Annotated in this window: 16 protein-coding genes, 1 pseudogene and 1 riboswitch; of the genes and pseudogenes, 11 read left to right on the top strand and 6 right to left on the bottom strand. The window is 67.9% G+C overall.

The window, feature by feature from the left end; translation table 11 throughout:
- Positions 1–54: 54 nt before the first annotated feature.
- From J5T34_RS04430 to J5T34_RS04420, 3 genes are all read right to left on the bottom strand, one after another.
- A complete protein-coding gene (locus J5T34_RS04430; RefSeq protein WP_208578790.1) occupies positions 55–2,760 on the bottom strand; it encodes an ABC transporter permease in 2,706 nt (901 codons plus the stop codon).
- A gap of 127 nt (positions 2,761–2,887) precedes the next feature.
- The gene (locus J5T34_RS04425; RefSeq protein ID WP_208578789.1) at positions 2,888–3,487 is read right to left on the bottom strand and encodes a DUF4126 domain-containing protein; all 600 of its coding nucleotides are present in this window, start codon (positions 3,485–3,487) and stop codon (positions 2,888–2,890) included.
- A 272-nt stretch (positions 3,488–3,759) separates the two neighbouring features.
- Complete coding sequence (locus J5T34_RS04420; RefSeq protein ID WP_208578788.1) at positions 3,760–4,851, bottom strand: substrate-binding domain-containing protein; 1,092 nt, start codon at positions 4,849–4,851, stop codon at positions 3,760–3,762.
- Positions 4,852–5,016: 165 nt separating this feature from the next.
- Here J5T34_RS04420 and J5T34_RS04415 point away from each other — a divergent pair, with 165 nt between their 5' ends.
- Positions 5,017–5,886: a substrate-binding domain-containing protein gene (locus tag J5T34_RS04415; RefSeq protein WP_208578787.1), complete on the top strand. Its 870-nt coding sequence runs from the start codon at positions 5,017–5,019 to the stop codon at positions 5,884–5,886.
- A gap of 75 nt (positions 5,887–5,961) precedes the next feature.
- Here the strand turns inward: J5T34_RS04415 and J5T34_RS04410 are convergent, their stop codons facing one another.
- Positions 5,962–6,912 carry a LysR substrate-binding domain-containing protein gene (locus J5T34_RS04410; RefSeq protein ID WP_174108128.1) on the bottom strand — a complete coding sequence of 317 codons (951 nt, stop codon included), beginning with the start codon at positions 6,910–6,912 and terminating at the stop codon, positions 5,962–5,964.
- Between the two features lie 277 nt (positions 6,913–7,189).
- Here J5T34_RS04410 and xdhA point away from each other — a divergent pair, with 277 nt between their 5' ends.
- The 7 genes from xdhA to J5T34_RS04375 all read left to right on the top strand — a co-directional run bounded on the left by xdhA (position 7,190) and on the right by J5T34_RS04375 (position 16,908).
- On the top strand, positions 7,190–8,707 hold the full coding sequence (xdhA, locus tag J5T34_RS04405; RefSeq protein WP_208578786.1) for a xanthine dehydrogenase small subunit: 1,518 nt from the start codon (positions 7,190–7,192) through the stop codon (positions 8,705–8,707).
- A 17-nt stretch (positions 8,708–8,724) separates the two neighbouring features.
- Entirely contained in the window at positions 8,725–11,136 is a 2,412-nt protein-coding gene (gene xdhB / locus J5T34_RS04400) for a xanthine dehydrogenase molybdopterin binding subunit (protein ID WP_208578785.1), read from the top strand.
- A gap of 31 nt (positions 11,137–11,167) precedes the next feature.
- The gene (gene xdhC, locus J5T34_RS04395; protein ID WP_208578784.1) at positions 11,168–12,238 is read left to right on the top strand and encodes a xanthine dehydrogenase accessory protein XdhC; all 1,071 of its coding nucleotides are present in this window, start codon (positions 11,168–11,170) and stop codon (positions 12,236–12,238) included.
- Positions 12,239–12,307: 69 nt separating this feature from the next.
- Positions 12,308–13,363 (top strand): adenosine deaminase, encoded by a 1,056-nt coding sequence (locus tag J5T34_RS04390; protein WP_208578783.1) that lies wholly within the window; start codon positions 12,308–12,310, stop codon positions 13,361–13,363.
- Positions 13,364–13,432: 69 nt separating this feature from the next.
- Complete coding sequence (gene guaD, locus J5T34_RS04385; RefSeq protein ID WP_208578782.1) at positions 13,433–14,755, top strand: guanine deaminase; 1,323 nt, start codon at positions 13,433–13,435, stop codon at positions 14,753–14,755.
- Between the two features lie 142 nt (positions 14,756–14,897).
- Entirely contained in the window at positions 14,898–16,031 is a 1,134-nt protein-coding gene (locus J5T34_RS04380) for a fatty acid desaturase (protein WP_208578781.1), read from the top strand.
- 70 nt (positions 16,032–16,101) lie between these two features.
- Positions 16,102–16,251, top strand: a riboswitch (yybP-ykoY riboswitch).
- An 81-nt stretch (positions 16,252–16,332) separates the two neighbouring features.
- A complete protein-coding gene (locus J5T34_RS04375; protein ID WP_208578780.1) occupies positions 16,333–16,908 on the top strand; it encodes a TMEM165/GDT1 family protein in 576 nt (191 codons plus the stop codon).
- Between the two features lie 135 nt (positions 16,909–17,043).
- On the opposite strand, the gene J5T34_RS04370 is transcribed toward J5T34_RS04375, so the two are convergent.
- Positions 17,044–18,252, bottom strand: coding sequence for a urate hydroxylase PuuD (locus tag J5T34_RS04370; RefSeq protein WP_208578779.1), 1,209 nt, complete (start codon positions 18,250–18,252; stop codon positions 17,044–17,046).
- 31 nt (positions 18,253–18,283) lie between these two features.
- Positions 18,284–18,637: a hydroxyisourate hydrolase gene (uraH, locus tag J5T34_RS04365; RefSeq protein ID WP_208578824.1), complete on the bottom strand. Its 354-nt coding sequence runs from the start codon at positions 18,635–18,637 to the stop codon at positions 18,284–18,286.
- A 293-nt stretch (positions 18,638–18,930) separates the two neighbouring features.
- Here uraH and J5T34_RS04360 point away from each other — a divergent pair, with 293 nt between their 5' ends.
- The 3 genes and pseudogenes from J5T34_RS04360 to J5T34_RS04350 form a co-directional block, all read left to right on the top strand.
- Positions 18,931–19,671 carry a GntR family transcriptional regulator gene (locus J5T34_RS04360; RefSeq protein WP_208578778.1) on the top strand — a complete coding sequence of 247 codons (741 nt, stop codon included), beginning with the start codon at positions 18,931–18,933 and terminating at the stop codon, positions 19,669–19,671.
- Between the two features lie 180 nt (positions 19,672–19,851).
- A complete protein-coding gene (locus J5T34_RS04355) occupies positions 19,852–21,258 on the top strand; it encodes a nucleobase:cation symporter-2 family protein (RefSeq protein ID WP_208578777.1) in 1,407 nt (468 codons plus the stop codon).
- A 105-nt stretch (positions 21,259–21,363) separates the two neighbouring features.
- Positions 21,364–21,637 (top strand): annotated as a pseudogene (locus tag J5T34_RS04350) (allantoinase); the annotation flags it as partial.

Raw genomic sequence — 21,637 nt, 5'->3', positions numbered from 1 at the left:
GGATTGCCGGCGACGGCGCCGCCGCGCGGGCGGCGCTGCTGCTCGGCCGCCTTCTCAAGCCTCGCGCAGCGTGGCGAGCGCCGGCTGGCGCAGCACGTCGCACAGGCCCAGCCAGCCGCCGGCAAAAGCGCACAGCATGCCAGAAACCACGCCGACCGGCACGATCCACGGATTCAGCACATAGGAGAAGTCGAACACGAAGCGCGACAGCGCCCAGCCGACCGCGATCGCACCGATGCTGGCCAGCAGCCCGGCCAATCCACCGACCACCAGGAATTCCGCGTACTGGGTCTGCTTGATGGTCGCAGCCGAGGCGCCCAGCGCCTTGAGCAGCCCCGCGTCGCGGCGGCGCTCGTCGCGCGCGCCGGCCAGCGCGGCATAGAGCACGGTGACCCCGGCGGCCAGCGTGAAGGCGAACAGGAACTGCACCGCGGCGATGACCTGATCCAGCACGCCCTGCACCTGCCGCAGGATCAGCTCGGTATTGACGATCGTGATGTTGGGAAAGCGCGCGCTCAGCGCGTTGCCCAGCGACGCCTGTTCCGGCTTCAGATGAAAGGCGGTGATGTACGTCTCCGGCAGCCCCTGCATCATCGACGGCGGCAGGATCACGAAGAAATTGACGCGCATCGAGCTCCAGTCGAGCTTGCGCAGCGAGGTCACCGGGGCCTCGATCTGCTGGCCCGCGACGTCGAAGCGCAGCGTATCGCCCAGCTTCACGCCCAGCGTCTTGGCGATGCCCTCCTCCATCGACGCCTCCGGCCGCTTGCCGTCGAACCAGCGGCCGGCCACCACGCGATTGCCCTCGGGCAGCGCATCGGTATAGGACAGGTTGAATTCGCGCTCGACCAGATTGCGCGCGCGGCCCTCCTCGAAGTGCGAGGCCTGCACCGGCTCCCCGCCGATATGCGTCAGCCGTCCGCGCACCATCGGATAGAGCAGATCGTCGATGCCGTCGCGCGCCAGCATCTGCCGCAGCGGCTCGCGCTGGTCCGGCTGGATGTTGATGATGAAGCGGTTGGGCGCATCGGCCGGGGTGGCATTGCGCCACGAATCGATCAGATCGTTGCGCGTCATGCCGAGCAGCAGCAGCGCCATCAGGCCCACCGCCAACGCCACCGTCTGCAGCACCGTGACCGCGCGGCGGCGCTCCAGCACCGCCAGCGCGAAGCGCCAGCCGACCGCACGCCCGGCCGACCGGCCACCGACCAGACGGCCGCGCACGAGCCGCGCCAGCAGCGTCAGCAAGCCCAGCGCCAGCAGCCCGAACACCACGCCGGCGCCGGCGAAGCCGCCCGCGGTCAGCAGGCCGAGCTTCAGATCGCGCGCCGCCACCAGCAGCAGCGAGACAAAGGCGCCCAGGCCCAGCGCATAGGCGATCCACACCGAAATCGGCGGCATGCCGACATCGCGGCGCAGCACCCGCAGCGGGGCGACCCGCGTCAGCGCCAGCAGCGGCGGCAACGCAAAGCCGATCAGCAGCACCAGCCCGGACAGCAGCCCGATCACCGCCGGCAGCGCGGACGGCTGCGGCAGCGACACCGTCAGCAGGTTGCCCAGCGACAGCAGCAGGCCGTAGTGGCCCAGATAGCCGAGCGCGACACCCAGCGCGGCGCCCAGCACGCCGACCAGCAGGAATTCGAGGCCGAAGGCCAGCAGGATCTCTCGGCGCGACAGCCCGAGGCACTTGTAGATCGCACAGGCGTCGGTATGGCGCTGCATATAGCGGCGCGCCGACATCGCGATCGCCACCGCGGCGATCATCGACGACAGCACCGCGACCAGCGACAGGAAGCGCTCGGCCCGATCGAGCGTGGCGCGCATCTGCGGCTGGCCCGAGTCCAGCGACTCGACGCGGGTATTGCGCAGGCCGCGCCGTTCGATCTCGGCCTGCGCCCACTGGCGATAGGCGACGCCCGCGGCTTCCGGTCCCGCCACCAGCAGCCGGTAGCTGACCCGGCTGCCCCAGCCGATCAGGCCGGTGGCCTCCAGATCGGACAGCGGCAGCATCACCCGCGGCGCGAAGTTCATGAAGCCGCCGCCACGGTCCAGTTCCTGCGTGATGATCCGCTCGATGCGGAAGTTGCGGCTGCCCAGCCGCAGCGTGTCGCCGACCTTCACGCCGAGCCCGCCCAGCAGCGCTTCGTCCACCCATACGGTGCCCGGTGCCGGAATGCCGCCGGCCGGCTGCCCCGCTGCGCCAGGGGCGGTGGCCGTCTTCAGCGTGCCGCGCAGCGGGTAGCCGGGGCTGACCGCCTTCAGCGCGGCCAGCTGGCTGGCCGGCGCATCGGCATCGGCCGAGGCGGTGCCGGCCTGCCCGGCGTTGCCTGGATCGGCACGCTCGGCACCGTTCGTACCGGGAGCGGCGGCACCGTTGGCCTCGCCGCCCGGCCGGGCCACGGTGGCCATGCTCGGGAAGGTGACGGTCTGTGCGACCTTCAGCCCCTGGGCGGCCGCCTGCGCCGCGAAGGCAGGATCGAAGGGCTGGTCGGCCACCAGCAACACGTCGGCGCCGATCAGCTGGCGCGCGTCGCGCTCCAGGCCTTGCCGCATCCGGTCGGACAGAAAGCCGACGCTGGCCAGCGCCGCCACCGCCAGCACCAGCGCGAACAGCAGCAGCGTCAGCTCGCCGGCCCGCCAGTCGCGCCGCGCCATCCGCCACGCCTGCGCCCACGGCGAGAAACGGGCCCCGGCACGGGGCACGGCGACGGGGGGCACTAGCGCAGGGGCGGCGGAATCCGCAGCGGTATCGGTCGGCATGTTGTCGTGGTCCGGGGTCGGTTCAATGCGCGGTTCAAGGCGCGGTTCAAGGCGCGGTTCGGTGCGAGGTTTGGTGCACGAGGTGCGCGGGGCGCGCGGCCCGGTGCGCCGGTCGCGCCAATACCGGTCAGTACGCCGCGGGCGGGCCGCCCTTGCGGGTCAGCGTGCCATGCAGCTTGCGCACGCCGCGCCACAGCTTGGGCAGCAGCCACAGCGCCAGCAGCAGGCTGATCGCCAGCAGCACGAAGAACACCACCGGCAGGAAGAACGCCAGCAGCAGACTGCCGCTGGCGGCCACATCCTCGGTGAATGAGGCCGCCCAATTCGAAAAGGGTTCCGGCGACACATTGATCAGGGCGCGGGTACCGGCCTTGGCGGCATGCGCGGTTCCCGCCAGCGTGCCGCCGATCAGGCCGGCGATCACCATCCACTGCGGATCGAGATTGCCGAACGCCGCGGCGGCCAGGATCGCGCCGGCCGGAATGCGCACGAAGGTATGGAAGCCGTCCCACAGCGAATCGAAGCCCGGGACCTTGTCGGCGATGAATTCGGCCAGCGCCAGCACCGCTGCCACGCCGATCACCCAGTTCGATGCCAGCGGCTGCAGCCCGGCCGGCAGATCGAGCCAGCCCATGCGGGCCAGCACGCCGGCGGCCAGCACGGCCAGATAGAGACGAAAGCCGCTGGCCCAGGACATGCCCGCGGCCAGCGCGGCGGTTTCCAGCATCGGGACGCCCTCGCAGAGTCAGAGTCGGGGCCGGCGGCGCCGGCCATGGGCGCAGTGTAATACGGGTGGGATTCGGGCCTGTCCGGGGCGGCTTCCGCCAGCCTCCACCGTGCTGCTCCCCTCTCCCACTTGTGGGAGAGGGGCTGGGGGAGAGGGCAAGGGCGGTGGCAAGACCCAACTGCCTGGTATAGCCGTCGCCCGATCCCTCTCCCCCGGCCCCTCTCCCGCCGAGCGGGAGAGGGGAGAAAAACTGGAGCCCGCCTATTCCCTCCCTACTCCCGCCCGTCCGCCCCATACCAGGGCAGGACCTGCTCCGGCGCCAGCACGCCGCGCTGCTCGGCCAGCGCATAGCCCGGCAGCGCGGTGATGCGGGCGCCGATCGCCGGGTCGGCCAGCAGCGCCAGCAGCGCGTGGACCCACGGCGCGAACTGGTCGGCCTTGCGCAGCGCCAGGTAGTAGACCTCGCGCGTCAGCGGCACGAACGCCAATCCATGGGCCTCGGCATTGACGCGCAGGCCGAAGCCGACCTCGGCGCGGCCGGCATGCACCGCCTCGGCGACCTTCTCGTTGCTGAACTCCGGCTCCTCGTAGCCGACCACCTGATCGGCATACAGGCCCTGCGCCGCGAGCAGCTGGTCGAACAGCAGCCGCGTGCCCGAACTGCGCTGCCGGTTGACGAAGCGCGCCTGCGTGCGCACCAGATCGCGCAGCTCGCGGATCTCGCGCGCCCGCGACGGCGCGACGATCAGCCCCTGCTCGCGCGAGGCCACGGGGATCAGCCGCACCGAGGACGGGCGCAGCCATTTGCGCAGCGTCACGTGCGCGACCGATCCGGCGGTCTGGATCGGCGCGACATAGAAGCCGGCCAGTTCCGCCTGCCGCTCGTGCAGGCAGATCAGGCCCTCGACGCTGCCGCAGAAGACGGTGTCGAGCTGCAGGCCCTCCGGCTGCTCGCCCAAGGCCGCAGCCAGCACTTCCATCGCGGGGTCGTGGCTGCCCGAGAAATGGATGCGCGTCTGCGGCCGCGAGGCGTCGTCCAGTTCCGCGGCGAACTCGATCAGCGCCTTGCGTACCGCCGGGTCCACGGTCTCGCGCAGCTTGCTCTCGGCCCGCAGCAGACGTTCGCCGAAACGGGTCAGCGAGGCGCCGCGGCCGCGTTCCATATCGAGCATGGTGCGGCCCAGCAGCGCCTCCCAGTCGCGCATCACGCCCCAGGCATGCCGGTACGACAGCCCGACCTTGGCGGCGGCGCGATGCAGCGAGCCGGTCTCGCGCACGGCCTGCAGCAGCAGGAACACCTTGCCGTTGGCGCGCGGATTGTCGTCCGTCGATACCACCGGGAATAGCTCGAAATGGAATGTCATATGTTCCGCTGTTCTTATTTACTTTCTTCTTGGAGTGCCGGGACAATCATAGCCCCGGTACAAGCTTGCGCAGATTAGCGGAAGCACCGGATGTTGCGCAATGTCACCGAAGCAGATGGGCGCACGCAATTATGTTCAGATAGACATAACAAGAGGAATTCCGACATGCCGCATTGGCCTTTTCCCGCGTTTCCCGCGCTGGGTCGCCCATCCCGCGCGCTGCCGCGCCTGCTCGCCGCCGCCCTGCTGTCCGCGGCTTCGCTGCTCGGCGGCGGCGCCGCCTTGGCCGGCGAACTGAAGCTGGCGACCACCACCAGCACCGAAAACTCCGGCCTGCTCAAACACCTGTTGCCGCGCTTCGAACGCGACAGCGGCGTCACGGTCAAGGTGATCGCGGTCGGATCGGGCAAGGCGATGAAGATGGGCGAGATGGGCGACGTCGACGTACTGCTGGTGCACGCCCGCAAGATGGAAGACGCCTTCGTCGCGGCCGGCCACGGCGTCGACCGGCGCGACGTGATGTACAACGACTTCATCGTCGTTGGCCCGTCCGCGGACCCGGCCAACATCGCGGGCAGCAAGGACGTGATCGCCAGCTTCCGCAAGATTGCCGCCAGCGGCGTCAAGTTCATCTCGCGCGGCGACAATTCCGGCACCGACGTGATGGAGAAGTCGTACTGGAAGGTCGCCGGCATCGAGCCCAAGGGCCAGGCGTGGTACGTCAACGCCGGGCTCGGCATGGGGGAGGTGCTGACGATGGCGGCGCAGATGCCGGGCTACACGCTGTCCGATCGCGCCACCTATGGCGCCTATCGCGCGAGGACGGGCCTGGCCATCGCAGTGCAGGGCGATCCGAAGATGTTCAATCCCTACGGCATCATCGCGGTCAACCCGGCCAGGCATCCCGGCATCAATTACGCCGATGCGCGCAAGCTGATCGAGTGGATCACGTCGAAGGCCGGCCAGGACGCCATCGCCAGCTACAAGGTCGACGGCGAACAGTTGTTCTTCCCCAGCTACAAGACCGGCTCCTGACCTCGCAGGCTCCCGACTTCGCGGCCCCCCGATCGCTGAACGGGAGCCTCGTCCCTGCGGCCGCTTCGCCGCCGCTCAGGGCTCCGCGGCCATCTCTAGCCGCGGCAACAGCGGCAGGTCGGCCGCGACCTCGGCGATCATCCGGCGCAGCCACAGCACGTCGGGCGCCGCGTGACAGCGCTCGTGCCACAGCTGATAAAAGCGCATGCGCGGAAACGACACCGGCGCCGGCACCATCCGGATCGGCAAGTACTGCGCATAGTGCGCGGCGAACTGCCGGCCGGTGGTGAACACCATGTCGGTCTTCATCAGCACATAGGGCACCAGCCCGAAATACGGCAGCGTGACCTGGATGCGGCGCTTGTAGCCCTGCTCCGCCAGCGCCTGGTCGATCATGCTGCGCTGCATGGACGCATACGGCGCCGGCGCCAGATGCGGCATCTCCAGGTAGTGCTTCAGCGACAGCCCCTTGCGCGCCAGCGGATGCTGCGCGCCCAGCATGCAGACCACCTCGTCCTCGAACAGCGGCGAGATATGCAGATGTTCGGGCGGCGACAGCCAGTTGCCGATCACGATATCGAGCTTGCCCTGCTCCAGCTCCTCCAGAAAATCGGTGGCGCTGGTCAGCGGATGGACAAACAGCTTCGCGCCCGGCGCCAGCCGGCGCACCCGCTCGACGATATTGGGCAGGAAGAACGCATCCAGATAATCCGGGGCGCCCAGATGGAAGGTGCGATCGGTGGTGGCCGGATCGAACTGCTGCGGCGGCCGCGCGATGCGGTCCATCGCCGCCAGGCTCTGCTCGGCCAGTTCCAGCAGCTCGCGGCCGCGCTCGGTGGGCACCATGCCGCTCTTGCCGCGCACCAGAATCGCGTCGCCGGTGATCTCCCGCAGCCGCTTGAGCGTATTGCTGATGGCCGGCTGCGATTGCCCCATCCGCACCGCGGTGCGCGTGACGCTCTGCTCGGTCAGCAGGGTATGCAATACCCGAAGCAGATAGGTGTCCAGATGGTCGCGTCCGTGCATGGTGAATTCGTCCGGCCTGATAAACCTGCGGCCAGTGGCGTGGGGATAAGGATCGGCGCATAGTGTATGCCAGCCACCCTGGCAGCGGTCAATTCGGCGCAAACCCGCGGAAAGCCCGCGCAAAGCGGCCGAATCCTTCCGTTGCGGCGCAGCGGGAAGCCGCGGCGGCGGTGCCGCGGGCGGCGTGCACGCCATGATGGGGCATATCACCTGGGCCGAATATTGCTACTCGGCGCGAGTGCTATGTTTGTCCCCATCGCAAGGAGATAAAACGACCATGGAGACACAACCCATCCGCTTCTACCATCGCGGCCAGGTTCAGCAGGTCACCGATGCCCCGATCACGCGCACCGTGCTGCAATACCTGCGCGAAGACGCGCGCTGCACCGGCACCAAGGAAGGCTGCGCCGAGGGCGACTGCGGCGCCTGCACCGTGGTGATCGGCGAACTGCAGCCCGATGGCGAACTGAGCTTCAAGGCCGTCAACTCCTGCATCCAGTTTCTCCCCACGCTCGACGGCAAGGCGCTGATCACGGTCGAGGACCTGCGTCAGGCCGATGGCTCGCTCCATCCGGTACAGGAGGCCATGGTCGAATGCCACGGCTCGCAATGCGGCTTCTGCACGCCGGGCTTCGTGATGTCGCTGTGGGCGCTGTACCAGCAGCACCAGCCGGGCGGACCGGCGCCGGACCGCCAGACCATCTGCGACGCGCTGACCGGTAATCTGTGCCGCTGCACCGGCTACCGGCCGATCATCGAGGCCGGCCAGCGCATGATGTCGCTGCCCGCCCCGCAGGCCAGCCGGCTCGAGCCCAAGGCGATCGCCACCGCGCTGCGCACGCTGATGCGCGAGGATACCTTCCACTATCGCGATCCGTCTGGCGCCTGGTTCCATGCACCGCGCACCGCGTCGGCCTTCGCCGCGCTGAAGGCGGCCGAGCCCGCGGCGCGCATCCTGGCCGGCAGCACCGACGTGGGGCTGTGGGTCACCAAGCAATTCCGCGAGCTCGGTAACCTGCTCTATGTGGGCCAGGTCGAGGACCTGCAGCAGATCGTCGAGCGCGATGGCGTCATCGAGATCGGCGCTGCGGTCTCGCTGGAACGCGCCTACGCCGCGCTGAACCAAGCCCATCCCGAACTCGAAGAACTTTGGAAGCGTTTCGCCTCGCTGCCGATCCGCAATGCCGGCACGCTGGGCGGCAATATCGCCAACGGTTCGCCGATCGGCGACTCGATGCCGGCGCTGATCGCGCTCGGCGCCGAGGTCGTGCTGCAGCATCGCGATGCGCGCCGCACGCTGCCGCTCGAGGACCTGTATCTGGCCTATCAGAAGACCGCGATGGCCGAGGGCGAATTCGTCGCGGCGCTGCGCGTGCCGGTGTCCGGGCCTCAGCACTTCCGTACCTACAAGCTGTCCAAACGGTTTGACGAGGACATCTCCGCGGTCTGCGCCGCCTTCGGCATCACCGTCGCCGACGGCGTGGTGCGGCAGGCCCGCATCGCCTTCGGCGGCATGGCGGCCACACCTAGGCGCGCCGCCCTGGCCGAGGCCGCGCTGCTCGGCCAGCGCTGGGACGAAGCCACCGTCAAGACGGCGATGGCCGCGCTGTCGCAGGACTACACGCCGCTGACCGATATGCGCGCCACCGCCGAGTACCGCGCCCGCGGCGCCGCCAACCTGCTGTACCGCTTCTGGCTGGAGACGCGCGACGGTGCGCTGCCGGCCGCGGCCGTCAACGTACGGGCGATCGGCGCGGGCAGCGTTCCCGCCTCCGCAACCACGGTCACCGTTTAAGAAGAGGAGCGATCGGCATGAACAAGCAAACCGAGGCCTTCCTGCTCGACACCGGTGTCGGCAATGGCGGTGGTCCCGTGACGGCGGACTTCAACAGCGGCGACCTCGCCGCGCATATTGCCGCCGAGGCGCCGCCGCAGATCGGCGTGTCGCGCCCGCACGAGTCCGCGCATCTGCATGTGGCAGGCACGGCGACCTATACCGACGACATCCCCGAACTGGCCGGCACGCTGCACGCCGCGCTGGGCATGAGCGCCCGCGCCCATGCCCGCATCCGCTCGATCGCGCTGGACAAGGTGCGCGCCGCGCCGGGCGTGGTCGCGGTGCTGACGGCCAAGGACATTCCGGGCACCAACGACTGCGGCCCGATCATCCACGACGATCCGATCCTGGCGAGCGACACGGTGCAGTTCGTCGGCCAGCCGATCTTTATCGTGGTGGCCTCGTCGCACGATGCCGCGCGCCGCGCCGCGCGGCTGGCCGCGATCGATTACGAGGACCTGCCGCCGATCCTGTCGCCGGAGGCCGCGCACGAGGCGGGCAGCTACGTCCTGCCGCCGATGCATCTGGTGCGCGGCGAACCGCGCCAGCATCTGGGCACGGCAACGCATCGCGACAAGGGCCATATCCGCCTTGGCGGTCAGGAGCAGTTCTATCTGGAAGGCCAGATCGCCTACGCGGCGCCGAAGGAAAACGACGGCATGCACGTGTGGTGTTCGACCCAGCATCCGACCGAGATGCAGCACGCGGTCGCGCATGTGCTGGGCTGGCAGGTGCACCAGGTGCTGGTCGAATGCCGCCGCATGGGCGGCGGCTTCGGCGGCAAGGAATCGCAGTCGGCGCTGTTCGCCTGCTGCGCGGCGCTGGCCGCGTGGAAGCTGATGTGCCCGGTCAAGCTGCGTCCGGACCGCGACGACGACATGATGATCACCGGCAAGCGCCACGACTTCGTGTTCGACTACGAGGTCGGCCACGACGACCAGGGCCGCATCGACGCGGTCGCAGTCGAGATGGTGTCGCGCGCCGGCTTTTCAGCGGACCTGTCGGGCCCGGTGATGACCCGCGCGATCTGCCATTTCGACAACGCCTACTGGCTGCCGCACGTGCAGATCGACGGCTACTGCGGCAAGACCAATACGCAGAGCAATACCGCGTTCCGCGGCTTCGGCGGGCCGCAGGGCGCGTTCGCGATGGAGTACATCCTCGACAATATCGCCCGCACCGTCGGCCGCGACGCGCTGGATGTGCGCCGCGACAACCTGTACGGCAAGACCGAGCGCAACGTGACGCCCTACGGCCAGACCGTCGAGGACAACGTCATTCATGAATTGCTGGACCAGCTCGAGGCCAGCAGCGACTACCGCGCCCGCCGCGAGGCCACGCGCGCGTTCAACGCCAACAGCCCGGTGCTGAAGAAGGGCATCGCGATCACGCCGGTCAAGTTCGGCATCTCGTTCAACGTCGCGCACTTCAACCAGGCCGGCGCGCTGGTGCACGTCTATAACGACGGTTCGGTGCTGGTCAATCACGGCGGCACCGAGATGGGTCAGGGTCTGAACACCAAGGTGGCGATGGTGGTCGCACACGAGCTCGGCATCCGGCTCGAACGCGTGCGCGTGACCGCGACCGATACCAGCAAGGTGGCCAACACCTCGGCAACCGCCGCCTCGACCGGCACCGACCTGAACGGCAAGGCCGCGCAGGACGCGGCGCGCCAGATCCGCGAGCGGCTGGCCGCCTTCGCCGCGCGCCAGGCCGGCGTCGATCCGTCGACGGTGCGCTTCGGCGACGATCTGGTGGTGGCAGGCGAAATGCGCCTGGGCTTTGCCGAACTGGCACGCCAGGCCTACGTCGCCCGCGTGCAGCTGTGGTCCGACGGCTTCTATGCCACGCCCAAGCTGCATTGGGATCAGAGCAAGCTGCAGGGCCGGCCGTTCTACTACTACGCGTACGGCGCGGCCTGCTCGGAAGTGGTGGTCGACACGCTGACCGGCGAATTCCGCCTGCTGCGTGCCGACGCGCTGCACGACGTCGGCCGCTCGCTGAACCCGGCGATCGATATCGGCCAGGTCGAAGGCGGCTTCATCCAGGGCATGGGCTGGCTGACCACCGAGGAGCTGTGGTGGAACAAGGACGGCAAGCTGATGACGCATGCGCCGTCGACCTACAAGATCCCGACCGTCAACGACTGCCCGGAAGTGTTCAACGTGCGGCTGTTCGAGAACCGCAACGCCGAGGACAGCATCCACCGCTCCAAGGCGGTCGGCGAGCCGCCGCTGCTGCTGCCGTTCTCGGTGTTCTTCGCGATCCGCGATGCCATTGCCAGCCTCGGCGGCTATCGGATCAATCCGCCGCTGCACGCGCCGGCGACCAGCGAAGCGATCCTGAACGCGGCCGATGCCGTGCGTCAGGCGACCGCGACCGCCTGACCGGCGCCGCTCGACATCACCGGACGCGATCATGCAGGACGCCCCGCTCAAGCCCTTCCGCTTTGCCGATGCCACCGCACTGGTGCGCGCCGGCGTGCCGGTGACCATGGTCACCATCGTCGAGGTCAAGGGCTCCGCGCCGCGCGAGCCCGGCATCCGCATGCTGGTGACCGGCAACGACCTGATCGGCACCATCGGCGGCGGGCATCTGGAATGGCGCGGCATGGCGATCGCGCGCGAGATGCTCGATGCGGCCGCGGGTGGCGAGGTGTCGTCGCTTGCGCTGGAAGCCACCCGCCGCATCGTGCGGATCCCGCTCGGGCCCGCGCTCGGCCAATGCTGCGGCGGCGTGGTGCAGCTTGGCTTCGAGCGGCTGGGCCCGGCCGATCTCGAATGGCTGGACGCGATCGAGGCCGCCTTCGCCGCGCGCCGCACCGTGACGCGCACGGTGCCGGCCAGCGGCCCGGTCCGCCATGCCGTCGATCGCACGCCGTTGCCGACGCTGCCCGCCGTCACGCTGCACGAGGACGGCAGCTGGACCGACCTGCTGGCCCCGGACGAGATGCACGTGGTGCTGTTCGGCGCCGGCCATGTCGGCCACGCTCTCGTCAAGGTGCTCGGCACGCTGCCGTGCACGGTCCATTGGGTCGACGAGCGCGATACGCTGTTTCCGGGCGGTCTGCCCGCGAACGTGGTGGCCGAGGCCACCGACACGGCCGAGGCGGTGGTCGACCACGCACCGCCCGGCAGCTACTTCCTGGTCATGACGCATAGCCACGCGCTGGACCAGGCGCTGTGCGAACGGATCCTGCGGCGCACCGACTTTGCCTACTTCGGGCTGATCGGCTCGAAGACCAAGCGCGCCCGCTTCGAACACCGGATGGTCGAGCATGGCATCGACCCGGCGCGCTTTGCGCGGATGACCTGCCCGATCGGCGTCGCGGGCATCACCGACAAGGCTCCGGCTATGATTGCAGTTGCCATCGTCGCCCAGCTGCTGCAAGTGCGCGATCAGCGCCTGGCGGCGCTGCGCTCCGACGCACCGGCAACGCAGCGGGACGGCGGGCAACCGGGCGAGAGCGACCGCCTCGCCCACCGGTAACCGCGCCGGCCGTCTGCTCGGACTCGACGAACCCGAACAGCAGGCCGGCATAGCAAAAAAGGATTCCCCATGACGCTCGACGCCGCGCTCGCGGACCGCATCCGCCGCACTCCCAAGGCCGAATTGCATGTGCACATCGAAGGGACGCTCGAGCCCGAGCTGATCTTCCGGCTCGCGCAGCGCAACAAGGTCAAGCTGCCCTACCCCAGCGTCGAGGCGCTGCGCGCCGCCTATGCGTTCACCGACCTGCAGTCCTTCCTCGACATCTACTATGCCGGCGCCAGCGTGCTGCTGACCGAGGAAGACTTCTTCGACATGACGATGGCGTACGTCGAGCGCGCGGTCGCCGACAACGTGCGCCACGCGGAAATCTTCTTCGATCCGCAGACGCATACCGCCCGCGGCGTCGATATCGAGATCGTGATCGACGGCATCGCCGACGCGCTGGCGCAGGCACGCACGCAGTACGACTTCTCCAGCAGCATGATCCTCTGCTTCCTGCGGCACCTGTCGGAGGAAGACGCGTTCGCCACGCTGGAAGCCGCGCTGCCCTATCGCGACCGCTTCGTCGGCGTCGGCCTCGATTCGTCCGAGCGCGGCAACCCGCCCGAGAAGTTTGCGCGGGTGTTCGCGCGGGCGAAGGAACTGGGCCTGCATCGCGTGGCCCATGCCGGCGAGGAAGGCCCGGCCGACTATGTCCGCGACGCGCTCGACATCCTGCAGGTCGAGCGGATCGACCACGGCGTGCGGGCGATCGACGATCCGGCGCTGGTCGAGCGCCTGGCGCGCGAACGCATCGCGCTGACGGTCTGCCCGCTGTCGAACCAGAAGCTCAAGGTCTATCCGGACCTGCGCGACCATTCGCTCAAGAAGCTGCTCGACGCCGGCGTCGCGGTAACGATCCATTCGGACGATCCGGCCTATTTCGGCGGCTACATGAACGCCAATTGGGAAGCGACCTTCGACGCGCTGCCGCTCGACGCCGCGGACGCGCACCGGCTGGCACGCAACAGTTTCGAGGCGAGCTTCCTGCGGCCGGCGCTGAAGGCCGAATACCTGACCGAAGTCGACCGCTTCTGGCAATCGGCCAGTCCCCCGGAGCCGGCACGCGCGGCGACGGCTTGATGCCGTTGCGGCCCTGACCGGCGCAACATCGGCCGGCGCCTCGCGCCGGCCTTCCCCCACCCCATGACCATGAACCAGACCACCGCCTTCCCTTCCCCGACCGGTACCCTTCGCGCCATCCGTGGCCGCGTGCTGCATTTCCAGCGCGACCCGCAATTCCATGATGACGCGTATCAGTATTGGGAAGACGGTGTGCTGCTGGTCGCCGACGGCCGCATCGCCGCGGCCGGCCCCTATGCCGAGCTGGCGCCGACGATCGCCCCGGGCACCGAGGTGATCGACCATCGCGGCAAGCTGATCGTGCCGGGCTTTATCGATACGCACGTGCACTACCCGCAGACCGACATGATCGCGTCGCCGTCGCCGGGCCTGCTGCATTGGCTGGACACCTATACCTTCCCCGAGGAACGCCGCTTCGCCGAGCCCCGGTACGCGGCCGCGGTGGCGAGCTTCTTCGCCGACGAGCTGCTGCGCAACGGCACCACCAGCGCGCTGGTCTGGAGCACCGTGCATGCGACCTCCGCCGACGCGCTGTTTGCCGAGAGCCATCGCCGCAATCTGCGGCTGGCGACCGGCAAGGTGCTGATGGACCGCCACTGCCCGGACTTCCTGCGCGACACCGCCGAGTCCGGCGCGCGCGAATCGGCAGACCTGCTGTCGCGCTGGCACGGCAAGGGCCGGCTCGCGTATGCGATCACGCCGCGCTTCGCGCCGACCTCGACCGAGGCGCAGCTGGCTGCCTGCGGCGAGCTGGCGCGCGCCTACCCCGATGCGCTGATCCAGACCCACGTGGCGGAAAACCGCGACGAGGTCAAATGGGCCGCCGAGCTGTTCCCGCAGGCGCGCAGCTATCTGGACGTCTACGATCGATACGGCCTGCTGCGGCCGGGCGCGTTCTACGGCCATGCGATCCACCTGGACGACGACGATCGCCGCCGGCTCGCCGATACCGGCGCGGCGGTCGCGCACTGCCCGACCTCGAACCTGTTCCTCGGCAGCGGTCTCTACGACTTCCACCAGTCGGACGCGCATCGGCTCAACTTGACGCTGGCCACCGACGTCGGCGGCGGCACCTCGTTCTCGATGCTGCGCACGATGAATGCCGCCCACAAGGTGGCGCGGATGGGCGGCTATCACCTGACCGCGCTGCGGATGTTCTACCTGGCCACGCGCGCGCCGGCCGATGCGCTCGGATGGGGCGACCGCATCGGCAGCTTCGCGGCAGGCAACGAGGCCGACTTCATCGTGCTCGATCCCGAGGCCACGCCGCTGCTGGGCCGCCGCAGCGCGCGCTCGGAAACGCTGGAGGAACAGCTGTTTGCGTTCGCGATGCTCGGCGACGATCGGGTGATCGACAGCGTCTACGTGATGGGCGAGCGGGCCGGCGTTTAGGCGTCTAAGACGCCCCGCCCTGCGCGAACGGCGCCGTACCGGCTATGCGAGCGGTACGGCGCTGCGGCTTGACCCCGGTCAAGGCGGTTGTCATCGATCTGCATTACGCTGGCCCGCGCCATTCGACAATGCCGATGCCAATATGACCACACCCGCTGCACCCGCCGATGCCCTTCCATCTGACCTTCCACCGAGCCTTCCACCCGAGCCGCTGTCGCCCGACGCCCCGCTGCCGCCGCGCAAGATCATCCGCAGCTGGCTGATCCCGCTGTCGGCACGCAGCACGCCGCGCGCGCTGCTGTTGTTCGCCCTCGACGCGACGCTGTTCCTTGCCGCCCTCGCCACGCTCGTCATCGCTTCGCACTGGCTCGCCAAGCTGGCGCTCGGTGTGCTGGCGGGCGTGCTGATCGCCCGCCTGTTCATCCTCGGGCACGATGCCTGCCACCAGAGCCTGACGCCGCGGCGACGGCTGAACAAATGGCTGGGCCGGATCGCCTTTTTGCCGTCGCTGACGCCGTACAGCCTGTGGGAAGTCGGCCATAACGTCGTCCATCACGGCTATACCAACCTGAAGGGCTTCGATTTCGTCTGGGCGCCGTACTCGATCGAGGAATACGCCGCGCTGCCGTGGTGGCGTCGGGCGCTTGAACGGCTGTATCGCAATGGCCTGGGCGCCGGGCTGTACTACCTGATCGAGATCTGGTGGCTGAAACTGTTCTTTCCCAGCAGGCGGCAGATGGCGACGCGGCGGCCGATCTTTCTGGCCGATTGCGTGCTGGTGGCCGCCTTCGCGGCGCTATGGATCGGCGCCTTGGCCGGATTTGCGCTCGCGTCGAGCCAGTCGGTGGCGCTGCTCGTGATCGCCGGCTTCGTCGTCCCCTTCCTGGTCTGGAACGCGACCGTCGGCTTCGTGCTGTACGTCCACCATACGCACGAAAGCGTGGCCTGGTACGCCAGCAAGGCGATGTGGGCGCGCGCCCAGCCCTTCGTCTCGACCACGGTCCATCTGCGCTTTCGCCATGGCGTCGGCACGCTGCTCCACCACATCATGGAACACACCGCCCACCACGTCGACATGAGCGTGCCGCTGTATCGGCTCAAGCGCGCGCAGGCGCTGCTGGAGCAGGCGCTGCCCGGCCGCATCGTGGTGCAGAACTTCTCGTGGCGCTGGTATTTCGATACCGCGCGACGCTGCAAGCTGTACGACTTCCAGGCGCTGTGCTGGACGGATTTTCGCGGCCGCCGCACCACCGCGCCGTCGCCGGTGCCGGCGTGAGCTCCGGAGACCCGGTGCGGCGGGAGTCCGGCACCGGTATGGACGAGCCCCTCGCACAGTGGCTATAATCGCGCTTCCCATTGGGGAGTAGCCGCCCTGCCGCGCGACACAGCGTTGTGCGACAGGGGCGTACGTCAACAGACTTGACCGCTTGCGGTTATGGCGTACGCAGCTTCGGAACGGTGCAATGCCTGTTCCAGGGCCTGGCGAGACCGATGACGTCGTTTTCCGGCTGGGCCGGGGAAAACGCACGTCATTGGCATCTCGCGATGCGTCCGGCCCGCTGCTCCGATAACAACGAATGGAATCCCTGCTTGTCTCCACCGGTATCGTCGCCCTCGCGGAAATGGGCGACAAGACGCAACTGCTGTCGCTGATCCTCGCTGCGCGCTACCGCAAGCCCATCCCCATCATCCTCGGCATCCTGATCGCGACGCTGGTCAATCATGGCCTCGCGGGCGCCCTCGGCGGCTGGATCACGCAAATGGTCGGCCCGGCCTTGCTGCGCTGGATCCTCGGCCTGGGCTTCATCGCGATGGGCGCCTGGATGCTGATCCCCGACAAGCTCGACGAGACCGAGAAGCCCAAGGCGGTCAAGGGTGCGTTCGGCGTGCTGTGCGCCACCGTCGTGGTGTTCTTCTTCGCCGAGATGGGCGACAAGACCCAGATCGCCACCGTCGCCCTCGCCGCGCGCTTCAGCACCGATATCCTCGCCGTGGTCGCCGGCACCACCATCGGCATGATGCTGGCCAATGTGCCCGCGGTGCTGCTGGGAGAACGCTTCGCGCACCGGCTGCCGATCCGGCTGGTGCACCGCATTGCGGCGGCGGTGTTCGTCGGTTTGGGCGTGGTGGCGTTGTTGGATATCGCGCGCTAAAGCGCCTCAATCAGACGCACTCAATAGCACCGACCGATAAAAAAACGGGGCTTTCGCCCCGTTCAAACCCTCGCCGGTCCGGTACTGCGGTCGCCGACTGCGCGGCCACCGGACCGTCGATCACCGATCGGTGGGTTATTGCGTCGTGTTGGCGCCGGCCTCGAACCACTGGCCCAGCAGCGCGCGCTCGTCGTCCGTGATCTGCGTGACGTTGCCCAGCGGCATCGCCTTCTGCTGCACGGCCTGCTGATAGATCAGCTGGGCGTGCGCCTTGATCTCGTCCGGCGTCTCGAGCTTGATGCCCTTGGCCGCGGTCGGCATCATCTTCGGCGCTTCGGCATGGCACTGCACGCAGCGCGCGTTCATGATCTCCTGCACCTTGGTGAAGCTGACCTTGGTCGCGGTGGCGCCGTCCGGTTGCGCGGCCACCGGCTGACGCGGCTGCGGGGCGATCATCACGGCGACCACGCCGAGCGCGGCGACGCCGGCGGCCGGCCACGCGATATTGATCTTGCCCTTGTGCTTGAGGATGAAGAACTGGCGGATCAGCACGCCGGCCAGCATGATCAGCACCAGCACGACCCAGTTGTGCTTGTGCGCGTAGGTCATGCTGTAGTGGTTCGACAGCATCGCGAACAGCACCGGCAGCGTGAAGTAGGTGTTATGCACGCTGCGCTGCTTGGCGTTCTTGCCGTGGATCGGATCGACCGGCTTGCCTTCGCGCATCGCGGCGACGGTCTTGCGCTGGCCCGGGATGATCCACACCAGCACGTTGGCGCTCATGATGGTGGCGATCATCGCGCCGGTCAGCAGGAACGCCGCACGGCCCGAGAACAGGTGGCAGGCCACGTACGCGGCCAGCACCACGTACAGCGCCACCAGGATGCCGACGGTGCGATCGCTCTTGCCGAATACGCGGCAGATGCAGTCGTAGACGACCCAGCCCACCGCCAGATAGGCGATCGCCAATCCGACCGCCGCACCGGGCGACATGTCGTAGACGTTCTTGTCGATCAGGAACGTGCTGGCGTTGAACAGGTACAGCACCACCAGCAGCGCAAAGCCCGTCATCCAGGTCGAATACGATTCCCAATAGAACCAGTGCAGGTTCTCGGGCAATTTCTTCGGGGCTGTCAGGTATTTCTGCGGGTTGTAGAAGCCGCCGCCGTGCACGGCCCACAGTTCGCCGCCCACACCCTTGTCCACCAGGTCGGGATCGACCGGCTTTTGCAGGCTGTTGTCCAGCCAGACGAAGTAGAACGACGAGCCGATCCACGCGATCGCGGTGATCACGTGGGCCCAGCGCAGCAGCAGATTGGCCCAGTCGAGAATATAGCCTTCCATCTCTTGTCTCCTGTTTCCCTCGCTGCGTGAATCAGCTGCCGCGGTAGGTCGAGTACGACCACGGCGACACCAGCAGCGGCACGTGGTAATGCGCGCTGGTATCGGCAATGCCGAAACGCAGCGTCACCACGTCGAGAAAGGCCGGCTCGGGCAACTTCACGCCGCGCGCGCGGAAATAATCGCCGGCGGCGAATTCGAGCTCGTACACGCCGACGGCAAAGTCGGCGCCTTCGAGCAGCGGCTGATCGCAACGGCCGTCGTGATTGGTCACAACGGTCTTCAGCGTTTCGCGGCGATTGTCAACAATTTTGGAAAGGGTAATCGACAGGCCTTGGCCGGGAATGCCTCCGGCGGTGTCGAGAACGTGGGTGGTCAAGCGTCCCATGGTCTGGTTCCTTAGCACGTGGGTGGTGAGAGGCGCCGCTGCCTTCACTAGCACCATTTGTGGGTATGGTGCCCGCTCGGTACGTCTTTTCAACGCATCCCGGCGCAGAACTGGTGCATGGCGACAATGCGCTGCACCAATCCGGATGACAACTGCGGGATTACCCGTAGTTGTCGAAAACCTGGTTCGGTTTTGTTGACAATATTGAATGCACAACCAAATAATTGTCAACAATTTTTGGATCGGCGCCATTGCACGATGCGCGGCCGAACCGTCCACCAGCGGGTGCCACGATGTCCAAGACTCTCAAGCTGATTGCCGGTGCCGATGACGGCGCCGCGCCCAACGAAACGAAGCCGCGCAAGGGCTCGGTCGAAGAGCGCATGTATCACGAGATCTACGACGCGATCATGGAGCATCGGCTGCCGCCGCGCACCAAGCTGACCGAGCATTCGCTTTGCGAGATCTATGCCACCGCGCGCCACACCGTGCGCAAGGTGCTGGCGCGGCTGGCCGCCGACGGCATGGTGGACCTCGAACCCAATCGCGGCGCCTTCATCGCCAGCCCTTCCACCGACGAGGCGCACGACATGTTCGAGCTGCGCCAGATGCTGGAGCGCGCCGTGCTCGAGAAGCTGGCCGCGCAGCGCAATGTCCGCAGCGTGATCGCGCCGGTGCGCCAGATGGTCCAGCAGGAACGGCAGGCCTTCCTGAACAACGAGCGGCCCAAGTGGATCCGCCTGTCGGCCGAATTCCATACCGCGCTTGCCGAGCTGTCGGGCAACGCGCTGCTGGTCACGATGATGCGTCGCCTGGTGTCGCGCACCACGCTGATGATCGCCAGCGTCGAGGCGCCGGGCAACAACGCCTGCTCCTTCGACGAACACGAGGCCATTCTCGATGCGCTGGAACAGGGCGATGCCGCCCTGGCGCAATCGCGCATGGCGCACCATCTCGGCGCCTGCGCCGACCGCGTACAGCCCGACGACCCGGGCAGCTTCGATCTTCGCAGCGTGCTGGGACGCTCCACCTAGCACGCTGTTCCACCCTGCCGGCGCTCCCGCCCAGCTTTCGCAGCCCGCCCAGCCACGCGCACCCTCGCAGGTGCCGGCAGCGGGCCCAGGCCTGAATCGTTCCCGACGATCGGGCCGCACGCACCAGAAGGCATGCGGAGGCCAAGCAAACGTCCAACCATCGGAGAGGAGACAAACACAATGACAAGCGCAAGCACCACGGTCCCCACGGACCTGACCAACGAGCGCCTGCCCTCCGGGCGGCTGCTCGCGCTCGGGCTGCAGCATGTACTGGTGATGTACGCGGGCACCGTGGCGGTGCCGCTGATCGTCGGCGGCGCACTGAAGCTGCCGAAGGACCAGCTGGCCTTCCTGATCAACGCCGACCTGTTCGCCGCCGGCATCGCCACGCTGATCCAGGCGTTCGGCTTCTGGAAGTTCGGCATCCGGCTGCCGGTGATGATGGGCGTGACCTTCGCCTCGGTGGCGCCGATGATCGCGATCGGCTCCGATCCCAATATCGGCCTGCTCGGCATCTATGGCGCGGTGATTGCGTCAGGCCTGTTCGGCATCCTGATTGCGCCGATGATGGGCCGCATGCTGGGCCTGTTCCCGCCCGTGGTGACCGGCACGGTGATCACGCTGATCGGCGTATCGCTGATGCGGGTCGGCATCAACTGGGCCGCCGGCGGCCAGCCGACCACGCGCACGGTGATCGACGGCGTGGCCAAGGAGGTGCCCAACCTCGCCTATGGCGACCTGACCAATCTCGGCATCGCGGCATTGGTACTGGTCATCATCCTGCTGCTGACGAAGTTTGGCCGCGGCCTGGTATCGAACTGCGCGGTGCTGCTGGGCATCATCGCCGGCACGCTGATCGCGATGGCGATGGGCAAGGTGTCGTTCGAGGGCCTGCACGAGGCCAGCTACGTGGCCGTCATCACGCCGCTGCATTTCGGCATGCCGACCTTCCACTTCTCGGCGATCCTGTCGATGTGCATCGTGATGGTGATCACACTGGTCGAATCGACCGGCATGTTCCTTGCACTGGCGGACATCACCGGCAAGCGGCTGTCCAACGCCGACCTGACGCGCGGCTTGCGCGCCGACGGCCTGGGCACGGTGATCGGCGGCGTGTTCAATACCTTCCCCTACACCTCCTTCTCGCAGAACGTCGGCCTGGTCACCGTGACCGGTGTGCGTTCGCGCTATGTCGCTGCGGCGGGCGGCCTGATCCTGATCGCCTTCGGCCTGTTCCCCAAGATGGCGCACGTGGTGGCCTCGGTGCCGCAGTTCGTGCTGGGCGGCGCCGGCATCGTGATGTTCGGCATGGTGGCAGCAACCGGCATCCGCATCCTGGGCTCGTGCGACTTCAACCGCAATCGCCACAACCTGTTCATCGTCGCGATCTCGATCGGCTTCGGCATGATCCCGACGCTGTCGCCAACGTTCTTCCAGAACCTGCCGAGCTGGACCCATGCGATCACGCACAGCGGCATCGTGCTGGGCACCGTGGTCGCGGTGGCGCTGAACCTGTTCTACAACGGCATCCAGTCGGCCGACGAAGCGATGCGCAACGCGGCCGCCAATACCCACGGCACGGAATGAGGCCAGCCGTGCGATTGCCCGCGCCGCTGCTTCGGTTGCTGCCGCGGCGGCGGCGCGGGCCGGGTCGATGCCGTGCGGCCTGTTTTGACAACCCGAGTGACCCTGATGACAAACCATAACTATCCACGCGATCTGATCGGTTACGGCAGCCAGCCGCCTCACGCCCAATGGCCGGGCGGCGCGCGCGTTGCGCTGCAGTTCGTGCTCAATTACGAGGAAGGCGGCGAGAACTGCGTGCTGCACGGCGACGCAGCCTCCGAGCAGTTCCTCTCCGAGATCGTCGGCGCGGCGGCCTATCCGGACCGCCACATGAGCATGGAGAGCATCTACGAATACGGCTCGCGCGCCGGCGTCTGGCGCATCCTGCGCGAGTTCGAGC

This window comes from Cupriavidus gilardii, assembly GCF_017598945.1.
Taxonomy (GTDB): Bacteria; Pseudomonadota; Gammaproteobacteria; order Burkholderiales; family Burkholderiaceae; genus Cupriavidus; species Cupriavidus gilardii_E.
The sequence above is the reverse complement of the archived record's forward strand: the minus strand, read 5'-3'. Positions and strand labels throughout refer to the sequence as shown.